12 protein-coding genes are annotated in these 12,772 nt (G+C 70.8%); 8 read left to right on the top strand and 4 right to left on the bottom strand.

From position 1 onward, the window contains the following. Positions 1 to 7 precede the first annotated feature (7 nt). On the top strand, positions 8 to 646 hold the full coding sequence (locus ABZ721_RS30595) for a hypothetical protein (RefSeq protein ID WP_358792004.1): 639 nt from the start codon (positions 8 to 10) through the stop codon (positions 644 to 646). Here ABZ721_RS30595 and selD read toward each other — a convergent pair. Then, positions 587 to 2,092 (bottom strand): selenide, water dikinase SelD, encoded by a 1,506-nt coding sequence (gene selD / locus ABZ721_RS30590; protein ID WP_358792060.1) that lies wholly within the window; start codon positions 2,090 to 2,092, stop codon positions 587 to 589. The genes ABZ721_RS30595 and selD overlap by 60 nt on opposite strands. Before the next feature lie 45 nt (positions 2,093 to 2,137). Between selD and ABZ721_RS30585 the strand changes: the two genes are divergently transcribed. After that, a complete protein-coding gene (locus ABZ721_RS30585; RefSeq protein WP_358792003.1) occupies positions 2,138 to 2,635 on the top strand; it encodes a DUF6003 family protein in 498 nt (165 codons plus the stop codon). A gap of 111 nt (positions 2,636 to 2,746) precedes the next feature. On the opposite strand, the gene ABZ721_RS30580 is transcribed toward ABZ721_RS30585, so the two are convergent. Continuing rightward, on the bottom strand, positions 2,747 to 2,872 hold the full coding sequence (locus ABZ721_RS30580; protein ID WP_358792002.1) for a hypothetical protein: 126 nt from the start codon (positions 2,870 to 2,872) through the stop codon (positions 2,747 to 2,749). A gap of 146 nt (positions 2,873 to 3,018) precedes the next feature. Continuing rightward, the gene (locus ABZ721_RS30575; RefSeq protein ID WP_358792001.1) at positions 3,019 to 3,750 is read right to left on the bottom strand and encodes a DUF4232 domain-containing protein; all 732 of its coding nucleotides are present in this window, start codon (positions 3,748 to 3,750) and stop codon (positions 3,019 to 3,021) included. A 197-nt stretch (positions 3,751 to 3,947) separates the two neighbouring features. Between ABZ721_RS30575 and ABZ721_RS30570 the strand changes: the two genes are divergently transcribed. Continuing rightward, entirely contained in the window at positions 3,948 to 5,300 is a 1,353-nt protein-coding gene (locus tag ABZ721_RS30570) for a helix-turn-helix domain-containing protein (RefSeq protein WP_358792000.1), read from the top strand. A gap of 174 nt (positions 5,301 to 5,474) precedes the next feature. Here the strand turns inward: ABZ721_RS30570 and ABZ721_RS30565 are convergent, their stop codons facing one another. Next, on the bottom strand, positions 5,475 to 6,212 hold the full coding sequence (locus tag ABZ721_RS30565) for an SDR family oxidoreductase (protein WP_358791999.1): 738 nt from the start codon (positions 6,210 to 6,212) through the stop codon (positions 5,475 to 5,477). An 84-nt stretch (positions 6,213 to 6,296) separates the two neighbouring features. Here ABZ721_RS30565 and ABZ721_RS30560 point away from each other — a divergent pair, with 84 nt between their 5' ends. The 5 genes from ABZ721_RS30560 (at position 6,297) to ABZ721_RS30540 (ending at position 12,517) form a co-directional block, all read left to right on the top strand. Continuing rightward, positions 6,297 to 6,938 carry a TetR/AcrR family transcriptional regulator gene (locus ABZ721_RS30560; RefSeq protein WP_358791998.1) on the top strand — a complete coding sequence of 214 codons (642 nt, stop codon included), beginning with the start codon at positions 6,297 to 6,299 and terminating at the stop codon, positions 6,936 to 6,938. 375 nt (positions 6,939 to 7,313) lie between these two features. Continuing rightward, positions 7,314 to 8,654 carry a radical SAM protein gene (locus tag ABZ721_RS30555; RefSeq protein ID WP_358791997.1) on the top strand — a complete coding sequence of 447 codons (1,341 nt, stop codon included), beginning with the start codon at positions 7,314 to 7,316 and terminating at the stop codon, positions 8,652 to 8,654. Further along, positions 8,651 to 9,667, top strand: coding sequence for an aminotransferase class I/II-fold pyridoxal phosphate-dependent enzyme (locus ABZ721_RS30550; RefSeq protein ID WP_358791996.1), 1,017 nt, complete (start codon positions 8,651 to 8,653; stop codon positions 9,665 to 9,667). Before ABZ721_RS30555 ends, ABZ721_RS30550 begins: the two co-directional genes overlap by 4 nt. Beyond that, complete coding sequence (locus ABZ721_RS30545; protein WP_358791995.1) at positions 9,664 to 10,473, top strand: class I SAM-dependent methyltransferase; 810 nt, start codon at positions 9,664 to 9,666, stop codon at positions 10,471 to 10,473. Before ABZ721_RS30550 ends, ABZ721_RS30545 begins: the two co-directional genes overlap by 4 nt. A 583-nt stretch (positions 10,474 to 11,056) precedes the next feature. Next, positions 11,057 to 12,517: an NCS2 family permease gene (locus ABZ721_RS30540; protein ID WP_358791994.1), complete on the top strand. Its 1,461-nt coding sequence runs from the start codon at positions 11,057 to 11,059 to the stop codon at positions 12,515 to 12,517. The last annotated feature ends 255 nt before the right edge of the window (positions 12,518 to 12,772 follow it).

Below are 12,772 nucleotides of genomic sequence, written 5' to 3'. Positions count from 1 at the left end.
CACCCCGATGACGGAGATCTACGACGTTGCCTCGGTCCACGGGCGGTTTCAGCCGGTTCATCTCGGCCACGTCGAGTACCTGCTCGCCGCCAAGGAACGCTGCCGCTTCCTGTACGTCGGGGTGGCGCAGTTCGTGCGCTCCCGCCTGCAGGTCGTGTCCTCCAACGCGCCGCACCGGGTGGAGCCGACCAGCAACCCGATGACCTTCTTCGAGCGGCAGGCAATGATCCGTGAGGTGCTGCTCGACTGCGGCGTGCCGTCCGAGGAGTTCGCCGTGGTCCCGTTCCCCATCGAGGATCTGGCGGTTCTCCCGGAATTCCTGCCGCGCACGCTGCCGATCCTGACCACGATCTACGAGGAGTGGAACCGGGAGAAAGTGGCTCTGCTGCGCGCCGCCGGATACCCGGTGGAGGTGCTGTACCAGGATCGGGCCCGGGTCTACTCCGGCACGGAGGTCAGGCGGCTGGTGGCGGCGGGGGACGCGAGGTACGAGTCCATGGTTCCGCCGGCGACCGCGCGCTGGGTGCTCCGCGTGGGGATGCGGCAGCGGCTGCTGGAGGGCGCACGCGAGGATCCCGCCGCCGGCTCAGTCGACGATGCCGATCTGCCCGGGACGGTCGGTGACGCGCCCGATCACGCAGGCTGATCCCGCCTTGTCGGGCAGCACGGCCAGCAGGTCGTCGACCTGGTCACCGGCCACGGCCAGGAGGACCCCGCCCGATGTCTGCGGGTCGGTCAGGATGATCTGCTCGGCGAGCGTGCGGGCCTGCAAGGCGTCCCCGCACTCCTCCGCCACGTACTGCGCGTTGGTGGCGAACGCGGAGGTGGAGGTGCCGGTCGCGGCCAACTCGACGACACCGGGAAGCACGGGGAGGGCCGCGCAGGAGATCTCCGCGCCCACACCGCTTCGGACACACAGCTCCTTGAGGTGTCCGAGCAGACCGTAGCCCGTCACGTCCGTGGCGCAGTGGATGCCTGCGCCGAGCGGGCTCTGCAGCACCGGGATCACGAAGGCGTTGGACGCCACCATGGAATCCACCGCGGGCCGCAGCGCCGCTTCGGCGATCATCCCGGCGCGGAACGCAGAGGTCAGCACACCGACCCCCAACGGTTTGGTCAGGACCAGCACATCATCGGGGCGCGCGCCGGCAGCGAGCAGCCGCCCGCTGCTGTTGGGCACCGCCACCACCGCGAAACCCAGCTTGGGCTCCGGGTCGACCACCGAGTGGCCGCCGACGAGCACGCATCCTGCCTCAGCGAGGTATGCGGCTGCGGCCTCGAACGCCAGGGCGAAGTCCTCGGCCGCCGCGCCCGGCGGCACGCAGGCCACACCGAGCGCGAAACGCGGCACCGCCCCCGCCACATAGGCATCCGACAAGGCATTGGCAGCGGCGATCCGGCCGTAGTCCCCAGGCGACGGTACGACCGGCGTGATGAAGTCGATGGTCAGCGCGAGACTTTGGCCGACACTCGGCTCGACGACCGCCACGTCCCCCATGAACGACGAAAAATCCTCGACCTTGCCCAGCCGGGCCAACCGCTGCGCCATCTCCGGGGAGACCTTGCGGGCGCACCCTCCGCACGGGGTGGCTCTCCACAGCTCCTGGCCGGACGTGCTTGTGGGCTCTTGAATATCGGACACGATGTCGCGCGACTCCGATCCCGCCTGTGCCGGGTGGCCGGGCTCAACGGTACGTCGGTTTCCCGGCGCCGCACAGGCGAGTTCGGGCCGACCGGCAAGTTCCTCGTCGCGACAGGGGCGAGGGGCACGCCGGCGGTCGGCTGACCGCGGGCCCTCTGCGGGTCGCCCGGACTCCGCCGAGCCGGGCGCTGAGATCGACGCCGACGGCAGAACCGGCCCCGCCTCCTCAGGGGATCCACTGCGCTGCTCTGTGAACCGCGCGCGGGAAACGGTCGGGAACTGCCCGGTGTGCTTCGATACGCCATTGCTACGGCCGCGTTCCGGGCAGCGGTGGCGGGATAGGGACCTCTCGTGGGCGTTGGGGCGGCTGCTGCGCAGTCCTTCGCCCTCGCCCCTCCGCGGACCCCTGCGGGTGACCGTGGCGAGAACACCCGCCTCGCGTTCGGCCATGCCGCCGCCGTGCTCATGACTAGGATCCATGCGAACGATTGGACGGTGAGTTTGCGCGTCCGGGCGGGCGATATGCTGCTGTTCAGGGCTGTATTGGAGATAGGTGGCATCGTGACCGGTTCAGCATTTCTGGTGATTGTTCTCGCCGGCGGAGACGGATGCGCGGCGCCGGGAGTTGACGCCGGTCGGCTACCCGATCTTGCCGTATGGGACACAGCGGCCGTGCACGGTTGGCTGCAGGCTCATGAGGCAGCGTCCAACGCGACGGTACGCGTCGTGGCTTCCTCCGACGCTGATCTCATCCCCGCCGGCGTCGAGCGGCTGGAAGTCCCCGTCACCGACGAAGAAGCCGCAGAGATCGTTCGCGTCTCGTCCGTCCCACCCGTGGCGGAGGCGCATGCCGAGCTCCTGGCCTTCCGCCAGATGCTCCAAGCGCGTCCCGCGATGGTCGACCGGGCTCGCGTTGCCGGACTGTCCACCTCACGCATCGAGCAGTTGATCGGCGCGCCTGCGGCGGATGAGCGTGACGCTTCCCCGTCCTGAGGCGGCCGGTGGCCGCGGCCCAGGGTCGTCACCCGCGCTGCGCGGTTCAACCGTGCGAGCCGGCGGCGACAATGACAGGGCCGCGCGGTGGCCCCGGCGGTTCAGGTGCCGTCAGATCCTTCGAGCACCCTGGGCGCGGTAGCCGGCGCCTTTGACCGGGTGCATGAACGCCCGATCGCGGACAGCGCCGGCCGCGATCGTGGCCTGACGCAGGCGGTGGACGGTCTCGTCAGCCACCGTCGCGTCCTGTCTGACAGTGCCGTCGTGGGCGGGCACGATCAATACTCGGCCGACGCCCCGGGTGCAGCCAGTGGCACTGGCTGGGCCGTGAACTCCTCGACGGTCCTAGCCGGTGTGTCACCCGGGGCGGCGCAGCCGGTGCGTCACCAGTTCAAGGCGTCGTCCATCGACTGCTGCCAGTACGTGGTCTTGAGCGTGCTGTCGAGGTACAGGCCCTTGGCGGGCAGTGACGGGTGGGCGGCGGCGCCCACGCTCTCGGTGCCGGACCGGCCGTAGAAGTAGACCGTCAGGGACTTCGCGGTGTAGCCGTTCGTGCCGCTGCCGTCCGCGGCGGACAGGTTCACCAGGGCGTAACCGGACTGTCCCGGGGTCAGCGTCACCACGGCCTGCGGGTGGGAGTCGTCGATGACGGGAGGCACCGCCTGCGCCCCGGTGAACCGCAGCGCCGGGTAGGCGTAGAGGTAGCAGGTCTTGCTGCCGGTGTTGGTGACGGTGAGCAGCATGTGGTTGACCGGGCGGTTCAACGGGGCCGCCACGGTCTTGGTGTTGGAGCCCTCGCAGGTGATCGGGTTGCCGGCGGCGTCCGGAGCCCCGGCGGTGGTGTGCCGCGTCGTCGGCTTCGGGCCACCGGACCCCGCAGGCCCGGACGTGCCGGGCGCTTGCGATGACGAGGGGTTGGCCACGGAGGGCGCTACGGAGGGGCCCGGGGCGGAAGCACTGCCGCTGGGCGCGGTGGACCCCGCGTGGCTCGTCCCTCCGGACTCACCGCGCACGCCCCCTCCGTCGTCGCCGCAGGCGGTCAGGGAGAGCGCGGCGATCGCGACGGTTGCGGCGGTGGTGGCCAGACGGATGGCGCGGGTGCGGATACCGGACATGGTGTGTACCTCGTTCGCTGGTGACCCTGGGGTGGTGCTTGGATGGCAGGAGCTTGTGCGGTGATCCGTCCCAGCCGCCACGCCCGCCGGGCAGTTGGGGATGCTGAAACGGTGAAATAGGCTGTGAGCAGGGCGAATACGAGGCGCCTGGAACGCTGGAACGGGACAGGGAGGATCGCTTCGGGATGGGGGAACGCGTGGCAGGGTCGGCAGGGGCCGAGTCGGCCGAGGGGTTCGCGGCGCTGCTGCGGGAGCTCAAGGACCGCTCGGAACTGAGTTACGGGACGCTCGCGAAGCGGCTGCACATGAGCACGTCGACGCTGCACCGGTACTGCCACGGCGCGGCGGTCCCCAACGACTACGCGCCACTGGAGCGCTTCGCGCGGGTGTGCAAGGCGACGCCGCAGGAACTCGTGGAACTGCACCGCCGCTGGATCCTGGCGGACGCGGGCCGGGCGGCCGCGTCGCAGGAGCGGCGCGAGAGCGGGGACGGCGCGGAGGTCGGAGCCGGGGCCGCGGGCCTCGCGCCCGGCGAGCCGGACGCGGCCGAGCCCGGCGAGGCGGCCGGGGCACCCGGAGCCGCCGCCCAGGTTGCGCCGGACGAGCCCGACGAGCCGGTCGTCGTCACCCGCCCGGGCGCGTCCGCCGGACCGCGACGGCGCCGTCCGGTGCTCGTCGCGTCCGCCGCCGCGGCCGTGCTGGTGGCCTCGGTGCTCGCGGCGCGTCCGCTGTGGGCCGGCGACGGCGGCACGAGCGCGACCGCAAACCTGGGCCCGGCCCACCAGACGACACTGAACGCCTCCGCCCCGCAGCGCGCCCCCACGCCGAGCACGCCGGGCCCATCGACCCCCCAGGCGCGTAGCGCGACCGGTGACCAGGGCGCCGCCGGAACCTCCACCGCGCCGGGCACGGCGGCACCCCGCACCTCGGCCGCGCTGATCCCGGGCAGCAGCGCGGTTCCGCTCACCGTCCGCACCCGCCCCTACGTCTACGACAGCCCGTGCAGCCAGCGCTTCCTCGTCGACAGCGCCCCCGCGCAGATGGGCCCGCCCGCCAACGAGGAGAACGCGCCACGCTGGGCGGCTTCGTACGGCGCGGTCTCCGCCGACGAGCAGCGGGTCGCCCTCACCGTCCAGGGCACCGGCGCGCAGACCGTCGTCCTGGAAGCACTGCACGTGAGCATCGTGTCCAGGAACGCGCCGCTGGCCTGGAACGACTATGCGATGGGCGTCGGTTGCGGGGGAGGGGTCGAGACGAAGTCCTTCGACATCGACCTGGACAGCGGTAGCCCCACCGTCACGATCAAAAACGGCCAGCGCGGGTTCCCGTACAGCGTCAGCCAGTCCGATCCCGAGGTCTTCTACGTCACCGCCCACACCAAGGCGCACGACGTGCGCTGGAGCCTGACCCTCGACTGGTCGAGCGGCGGCCGCCACGGCACCGTCCGCGCCGACAACAACGGCACCCCGTTCCGTACCAGCACCGCCGCCGACCGTCCCGGCTACGACTACCCCCTGGGCGGCAGCGACTGGATCCCCCGCACCTCCTGACCGCTCTGCGCGTCCGGCCGCAGGGACCTGCCGGGCCCGGGGCGCCTGTCCCTCGGGAAGTCGAACGGTGCAGGACCGGCACCTCGGCCGGGCGGTGCCTCGGACGACGCCCCGTGCGGCCGGAGGTGCGCCCCGCCCCTTCGAGGGAGCCGGATGCGCACCACCGGCCGTCTTTCAGACCCGGGTGTAGCCGCCGTCGACGAAGAGTTCGGCGCCGGTGACGAACGATGCGGCGTCCGAAGCCAGGAAGAGCGCGGCCTCGGCGATCTCCTCGGGGTCGGCCAGCCGCCCCAGGGGCACGACGGCTTCGGCGAACTGGTCGGCGTCCGGGCCCGCGGCGCGCAGCAGCGCCGGGGTCCGCGTGGGTCCCGGGCTGAGGACGTTGACCCGGAATCGGCGCTCGCGCGATTGCCGGGCCCAGTTGTGCACGAGGTTGCTCAGCGCTGCCTTGGAGGCGCTGTAGACCTCGAGGTGCTCATTGGGCCGCACGCTGTTGCTGGAGCCGACGACCAGGATGGAGGCGTTCTCCGTCAGGAGCGGAAGCGCCTTTTGGACGGTGAACAGTGGGCCCTTGAGGTTGACGGCGAGTGTCAGGTCGACGTTCGCCTCGGTGTGGGCGCCCAGCGCGGCGTCCGCGACGATGCCCGCGTTGGCCACCAGCACGTCGATGCGTCCGGCCTCTTCGCGGACTTGTGCGTAGAGCGCGTCCAGGTCGGCCAGGACCGAGACATCGGACCGTACGCCGGTGGCCGCGGGGCCCAGCTCCTTGACCGCCGCGTCGAGGCGGTCGGCGTCCCGGCCGGTCACGAAGACCCGCGCGCCCTCTCGAACGAAGCGGTGGGCGATGGCCAGCCCGATCCCGCTGCTCCCTCCGGTGATCACGGCCACCTTCTCCTGCAGCACGCCTGGCATGTCGAACCCCTTCGGTTGTGGAACGGATCGTCCATAACGTAGGCGGTTCTGGACGATCGAGTCAAGAATGAGTAGGCTGGCACCATGCCGAGACCACGCGCATTCGACGAACACCACGTCCTGGAGCGGGCCCGGGAACAGTTCTGGACGACCGGCTTTGCCGGAACCCGCATGGACGACATCGCCCAGGCGACCGGCCTGGGCAAGGGCAGCCTGTACGGCGCGTTCGGCGACAAGGGCAAGCTGTTCCACCGGGTGTTCGACGACTGGTGCACCGCAGTCGTCGAGGTGGCCGAAGAACGGCTGGCTGGCGGCCCGGACGCCGAAGCCCTGGCCCGGCTGTCGGGATACGTGCACCTGATGGCGGAGAACGCCGCCGCCGACACCGAACGCCGCGGGTGCCTGGTGGCCAAGGGCGCAGCGGAACTGGCCCAGCACGATCCCACAGTCGCCGCCCAGTCGGCCGCCACCATGACCGCCCTGCTCACCCTGCTGCAGACGGAGATCAGCGCAGCCCAGCGCCACGGCGACATCGACCGCGCGGCGGATCCGGAGCAGTTGGCAGCCCTACTGCTGACGGTAGTGCGCGGTATCGAGGCGGTCGGCAAGGCCGGACTGGCCCCGCAGACGCTGCGCACCATCGCCGACACCGCCCTGGCGGTCCTGCCGACACCTGCCGAGCAGGAACCCTCCGCGACCAGGCATCGTCCGGCCCGCACCAGCTGAGGTGGCGCCAACACGGCCTCCTGCTCCGCCGGAGGCCTGGCGCAAGCCCCGTGAACGGCAACCCCCTTCAGCCTGTGACCGCACGCCGGTCGCCACGGAAGTCGCCTCGACAACGCCCCTCGTGCGGGTGGCGCGGCCCCGGGCAAGGCCAAGTCGGTAAGTCGGCGCAGGCTCTTCCGCCCCTCACCCGGTCATGGTCGACCAGGAGAGTGCTCGGCTCGGAGCATCCTCATCCGTCGCCCGCAGGTCACCGGTGGCCGTGCCGTAGGCCGCGACGGGACGGGGTGCGTCGTTGAGCGCGGCTCGGACCGGGGCACCGCGTCCCACCTGCGGTCCGGCCCAAGCCGTCCGGGCCCGGTCATGCATGATGTCGGGATGAACCATAGCGACCAGCGCTTCCACGTGATCGTCCTGTCGAACTTCGCGAAGGGCTTCGACAAGTACGCGTTCGCCTACGGTAAGGCGGGGATTCCGGAGAGTACCTATCCCGACCGGTTCCACCTGCTGACCCGTGCGGAGCTGGGAATCGGCATCGGCAAGGCGCGCCGCTTGCTGGACCGCCTGGCCATTCCCGGTGACCGGCTGCTGGTGCTGGAAACCGCAGTGGACCCCGCCACGCTGGTCCCCAACGAATCGACCGGCCTCGGCATGGAACTGCACGAGGCTCGCATCCGGCTGTCAGCAGTCCACGAGCTCGACCCCGTGGACAACGACGTCACCCTGCGCCCGACAACCGTCGAGGATGCGATGGCAGCCTCCCTGCACCTGCACGCATCGGCGCAGCGCAGCTACGCCGACACACGACCGCGCTCGGTGTCGCTTCTGCCGGTCGCCTCCGCCTGCCAAGCTCGCTGCTCTTTCTGCTTCTCCTCGGCTTCGATCTCCAGCGACCAAGCACCGGCCCGGGTCCCGTGGGATGCGGTCGCCCACTGGCTGGAGCGCGCCCGAGCGGCCGGAGCCGAACGGGCAGTGATCACCGGCGGCGGGGAGCCCACGCTCATACCGTTCGACCAGCAACTGCGCCTGGTCTCCGCCTGCTCGGCGGCCTTCCCGAAGGTCGTCCTGATCACCAACGCGCACACCCTGGCCAAGGGCCGGCACGCGGACCGGGCCGACCGCCTCGCCGCCCTGAGCACCGCCGGCCTGAGCGTGCTGGCGGTCTCCCGGCACCACCACGACGACGCCGTCAGCGAGCGGCTGATGATGCTGCGCACCCCGGTGAGCTCGGTGATCGACACCTGGCGCGGGGAACGTGACCGCTGGCCGGGGCTGCGCATGAGACTGATCTGCGTGCTCCAGCACGGCGGCGTCGCCGACGCGGCCGGCGTCGCCGAGTACCATTCGTGGGCCGCGGCTCTCGGGGTCGAGGAAGTCTGCTTCAAAGAGCTCTACGTCTCCACCAGCACCGAGTCGCTCTACTTCGACCGCGCCGCCAACGTCTGGAGCCGCGAGCACCAGGTGTCGTTGTCCATCGTCACCCGGTTCGCCGAGCAGCACGGCTTCGACCTGGCCAGCCGCCTGCCCTGGGGCGCGCCGGTCTACCACGGCAGCTGGGACGGACAGCCGATGCGGATCGCCGCGTACACCGAACCCAGCCTGCTGTGGGAACGCACCAACGGCATCGCCCGCAGCTGGAACGTCCTGGCCGACGGCCGCTGCTACGCCTCCCTGGAAGACCGGGCCAGCGAGATCGTGCCGGAAGGTGCCACAGCATGAGGTTCGACGCGTTCCAGGAATTCCGGCAGCAGCAACTGAGTGCCTCCGCGTCGCTGCTGGACGCCGCCGAGACCAACGTCTACCGGGCGCTGGCCCCGCTGCGACCGAGTCCGCCGACCGACGTGGGTCCGGTGTACCGGTGCGATCTCGCCCGTGCCTGGCTGCGGCGCTTCGAGCTGCCGGAGGAGTGGTCCGGCCACGCCCTGGTCGGCCGCGGGGTCCGCCACGGGCTCAGCGTGGTCTTCCGCTGGCTGCACACCCAGCAAGCGAAGCTGTGGCTGCCCAGCGACGTGTACCCGGTCTACTTCGAACTGGCCGGCGCAGCGGGCCTGGCGCCCGCGTCCTACCCGACGCTGCCGGCGCCGGCCCTGCCGCAGTCGCCGGCGGACCACCGGCCCGAATACCTGCTGCTCGCCAACCCCAGCAAGCCGCTCGGCCGATACCTGTCCGATGCCGAGTGCGCCGCGCTGACGGCGTGGTTGCGGGTATCCCCACACCGCCGCCTGCTGATCGACAGCGTCTACGACCTGGGAGCCCCGTTCGCGCCCGGCACCCGGCGACTGCTGGACACCGGCGCCGCGATCCTGCTGCATTCGGTCACCAAAGGATGGCTGTGGCCGCGCACGTTCGGCGTGGTCCTGCTCGATCCGGGCCACACCGACCTGGCCGACGCGTTCCGGGCGGATCCGCCGACGCCCGACCAGCTCCGGCTCGCCGACCACCTGCTGACCGAGCACAGCGACCTGCCCCGGCAGGTCGCCGACGACCTGGCCGCACGCGCGGAGCGCCTGTTCGAACGGTTGCCGGACGACGTGCTCGGGGCCATTCCCACCGCGAGCCGGACCTGCCGCGGCAACTACTTCTTCCCGGTGGACATCCCCGCGCAGACACTCCAGCACGAGTACGGCGTGCTGGCCCTGCCGGTCAGCGCCTTCGGGGACAGCAGCTGGTCCGGCTCCGTCCTGACCAGCCTTACCGACGCACTCGGCCCGACGACGGCGGTGGCACGATGAGAGCTCTGGAAGACCTGGCCGTGTACGACGACGCGGACTTCTACGATCAGGAGTTCGCCGCCCGGACCCACGACATCCCATTCTTCCTCGACCAAGCGATCCAGGCGGGCGGCCCGGTCCTGGAGGTCGCCTGCGGCACCGGGCGCATCACCTTGCCGATCGCTCGGGCGGGCATCGAGGTCACCGGACTGGACATCATGCCCTCGATGCTCGCCCGGGCCCGTCAGCGGTCCCAGGACGAGCAACTTCCGGTCGAGTGGCTGGAACAGGACTGCCGCACCATCCACTCCGACAGGCGCTTCGCCCTGGTGTTCTCAGCAACCAACGCGATGCAGCACCTGCACGACCTGGATTCCGTGGTCGCGTTCCTCACCTCGGCGCGAAAGGTGCTGCGACCGGGCGGGACCCTGATCCTGGACGTGTTCAACCCCGACATGGCGAAGCTGTGCCGGCTGCCCGAGTCGCCCTACCGCCACAAGTCGGTCGTGGAACGGGACGGGACACAGCTCGACGTACAAGCGAGGACCAGCTACGACGCCGCCACCCAAGTGCTGCGCTTCACGCTGGACTACCTGAGCGGCGGCGTCTGCGTACGCACCAAGAAGGTCAGCATGCGCTGCTTCTTTCCCGAGGAACTCGCGGCGCTCTGCCGGCTGGCCGGCCTCGACGTCGTGCAGCGCTACGGAGACTACGATCAATCCCCGTTCACGAGCACCTCACCCAAGCAGCTCCTGTACTGCCGCCCCCGGACGGCCCCCGCCCAGATCGACGATCCACCGTCGGCACCGGTCATGCATCCGAGCTGACCCAACCGCTTTGCGGGCAACGCACCCGTTCTACGGCCACGCAAGCGCCGATTGTCGCGTCCTGCCGGCCGCCGGGCCCGCACCACGCCTGCGCTCCCCTGCAGCGGGCTTGGCTCACGTCCGATCCGGAACACCTGCGACGTCACCCGCAACGCCGCGGGCCGCCTCAGTCTCCTTGTTGGACGGAGACAACGAAGGAGGCGGACGCAATAGCGGTGGCACAGATAGCGGTGACGGTATCGGCATTCATGACCTCTCCTACCCTTCTGATGGACACCCGACCCCACCCCCCGCGGTTGCAGCCCAGCCCCCTTCACCCCGCCGGCCTGGCGATCCGCACCCCGCACGACCCGTACGCCCCGATCGCCCCCATCTACCCAGCCGAGGTGGCCCGGGGTCGGAGTTGACGAAGGCAGCGTCCCGGCGCTGCCCGCACCGCCGGGACGGTCCCGCCGGCCGCAACGCGGCTGTGACGTGGGGTAACCCGACTGAAACCCATGGGGGCACGGCGAGAGGCACAATCCGTGTGCCCCACGTTCCACGAAATGTTGCATCCCGCCCGGGTGCGCCACCGAGGAGTGCCATGTCCAGACCTGCCGTCACGACAGCGGAACCGCCGTCCGACACCCCACCGCCCACCAGCCCCCTGGACCGCTACTTCCGGATCTCGGAACGCGGCTCCAGCATCGGCCGGGAACTGCGCGGTGGGTTGGCCACCTTCTTCACGATGGCCTACATCCTGGTCCTGAACCCGATCATCCTCGGAAGCGCTACGGACAAGTACGGCCACCACCTCTCGACCGGGCAACTGGTCACCTCCACCGCGCTGGTCGCCGCCGTGATGACCGCGATCATGGGGGTGGGCGGCAACCTGCCCCTGGCCATAGCGGCGGGCCTCGGCCTCAACGCCGTCGTCGCCTTCCAGATCGCGCCCCGGATGAGCTGGCCCGACGCGATGGGCCTGGTGGTGTTGGAAGGCATCTTGATCTGCGTCCTGGTCGCGACCGGGCTGCGCGAGGCGATCATGCACGCCATCCCGCCGTCGATCAAACAGGCCATCGGGGTGGGCATCGGCCTGTTCATCGCGTTCATCGGTTTCGTGGACGCCGGGTTCACCAGCCGTATCCCGGACATCGCCAAGACCACGGTGCCGGTGCAACTGGGCGGCTCCGGGGTGCTGGCCGGCTGGCCGGTCCTCATCTTCTGCCTCGGTGTCCTGCTGACCGTCGCTCTGCTGGCGCGCGGGGTGCGGGGGGCGATCCTGATCAGCATCGTGACCATGACCGTGCTGGCGATCGTGGTGCAGGCCGTCGCCGACCTGCCCGCCGGCGCCTGGGGCCTGACGACCCCGAAGGTGCCCGACGACGTGGTGGCCGCGCCCGACTTCGGACTGCTGGGCCACTTCAGCCTCTTCGGGGGCTTCGCCGAGGTCGGCTTCGTGACGGCGGCGCTGTTCGTCTTCACCCTGATCCTCAGCGACTTCTTCGACACGATGGGCACGGTCGTCGGGGTCACCAGCGAGGCCGGATTGCTCGACCAGGACGGCACGGTGCCCCACCTCGGGCGGGTGCTGTTCATCGACGGCGCGGCGGCCATCGCGGGCGGCGCGGCCTCGGCGTCCTCCAACACCGCCTACGTCGAGTCCACCGCGGGCGTCGGCGAGGGCGCGCGCACCGGACTGGCGAGTGTGGTCACCGGGGCGCTGTTCGCCGTGGCCCTGTTCCTGTCGCCGCTCGCGACGGTGGTGCCCTCCCAGGCGGCCGCACCCGCGCTCGTCGCCGTCGGGTTCCTGCTGATGACGCAGGCTCGCACCATCGACTGGACGCAGTACGACGTCGCCATCCCGGCGTTCTTGACCATTGCGGTCATGCCGTTCACCTACAGCATCACCAACGGCATCGGCGCGGGCTTCGTCTCCTACGTCGTCATCAAGGCGGCGCTCGGCAAGGCCCGTGAGGTCCACCTCCTGGTGTGGGTGGTCGCCGCGCTGTTCAGTGTCTACTTCGCGATCGACCCGCTGGAGCAGTTGCTCGGCGTCAAATAACCGGTGTGACCGCAGGACGGGCAGCGGGCCGGAGTAGTGGCCCACCGCCCTTCCTGCGGTCGAGGAGTTCCTCCGTCACGACGCGTAGGACCAGCCCGTGGCCGCCTTGGCTCCGACCGCGCCGGACTGCACCCGCACCGCGACCCCGCGAACGGGTCACCGGGCTTGCGATCACCACCGTGCGGGGAGGGCCCCTGACCGGTGTCGGGGGGGGGGGGGGGGGGCTTGGTGGGGTGACCGGACGCGGTGGGAGGG

The organism is Streptomyces sp. NPDC006733, from assembly GCF_040636125.1.
Classification (GTDB): Bacteria; Actinomycetota; Actinomycetes; order Streptomycetales; family Streptomycetaceae; genus Actinacidiphila.
This window is presented reverse-complemented; position numbering and strand designations above follow the sequence as displayed.

Coding starts and splice junctions, on each gene's coding strand:
- ABZ721_RS30550 (WP_358791996.1), top strand. CDS start 8,651: ATGAGGTTCGACGCGTTCCAGGAATTCCGGCAGCAGCAACTGAGTGCC.
- ABZ721_RS30545 (WP_358791995.1), top strand. CDS start 9,664: ATGAGAGCTCTGGAAGACCTGGCCGTGTACGACGACGCGGACTTCTAC.
- ABZ721_RS30560 (WP_358791998.1), top strand. CDS start 6,297: ATGCCGAGACCACGCGCATTCGACGAACACCACGTCCTGGAGCGGGCC.
- selD (WP_358792060.1), bottom strand. CDS start 2,092: ATGGCCGAACGCGAGGCGGGTGTTCTCGCCACGGTCACCCGCAGGGGT.
- ABZ721_RS30555 (WP_358791997.1), top strand. CDS start 7,314: ATGAACCATAGCGACCAGCGCTTCCACGTGATCGTCCTGTCGAACTTC.
- ABZ721_RS30540 (WP_358791994.1), top strand. CDS start 11,057: ATGTCCAGACCTGCCGTCACGACAGCGGAACCGCCGTCCGACACCCCA.
- ABZ721_RS30575 (WP_358792001.1), bottom strand. CDS start 3,750: ATGTCCGGTATCCGCACCCGCGCCATCCGTCTGGCCACCACCGCCGCA.
- ABZ721_RS30565 (WP_358791999.1), bottom strand. CDS start 6,212: ATGCCAGGCGTGCTGCAGGAGAAGGTGGCCGTGATCACCGGAGGGAGC.
- ABZ721_RS30595 (WP_358792004.1), top strand. CDS start 8: ATGACGGAGATCTACGACGTTGCCTCGGTCCACGGGCGGTTTCAGCCG.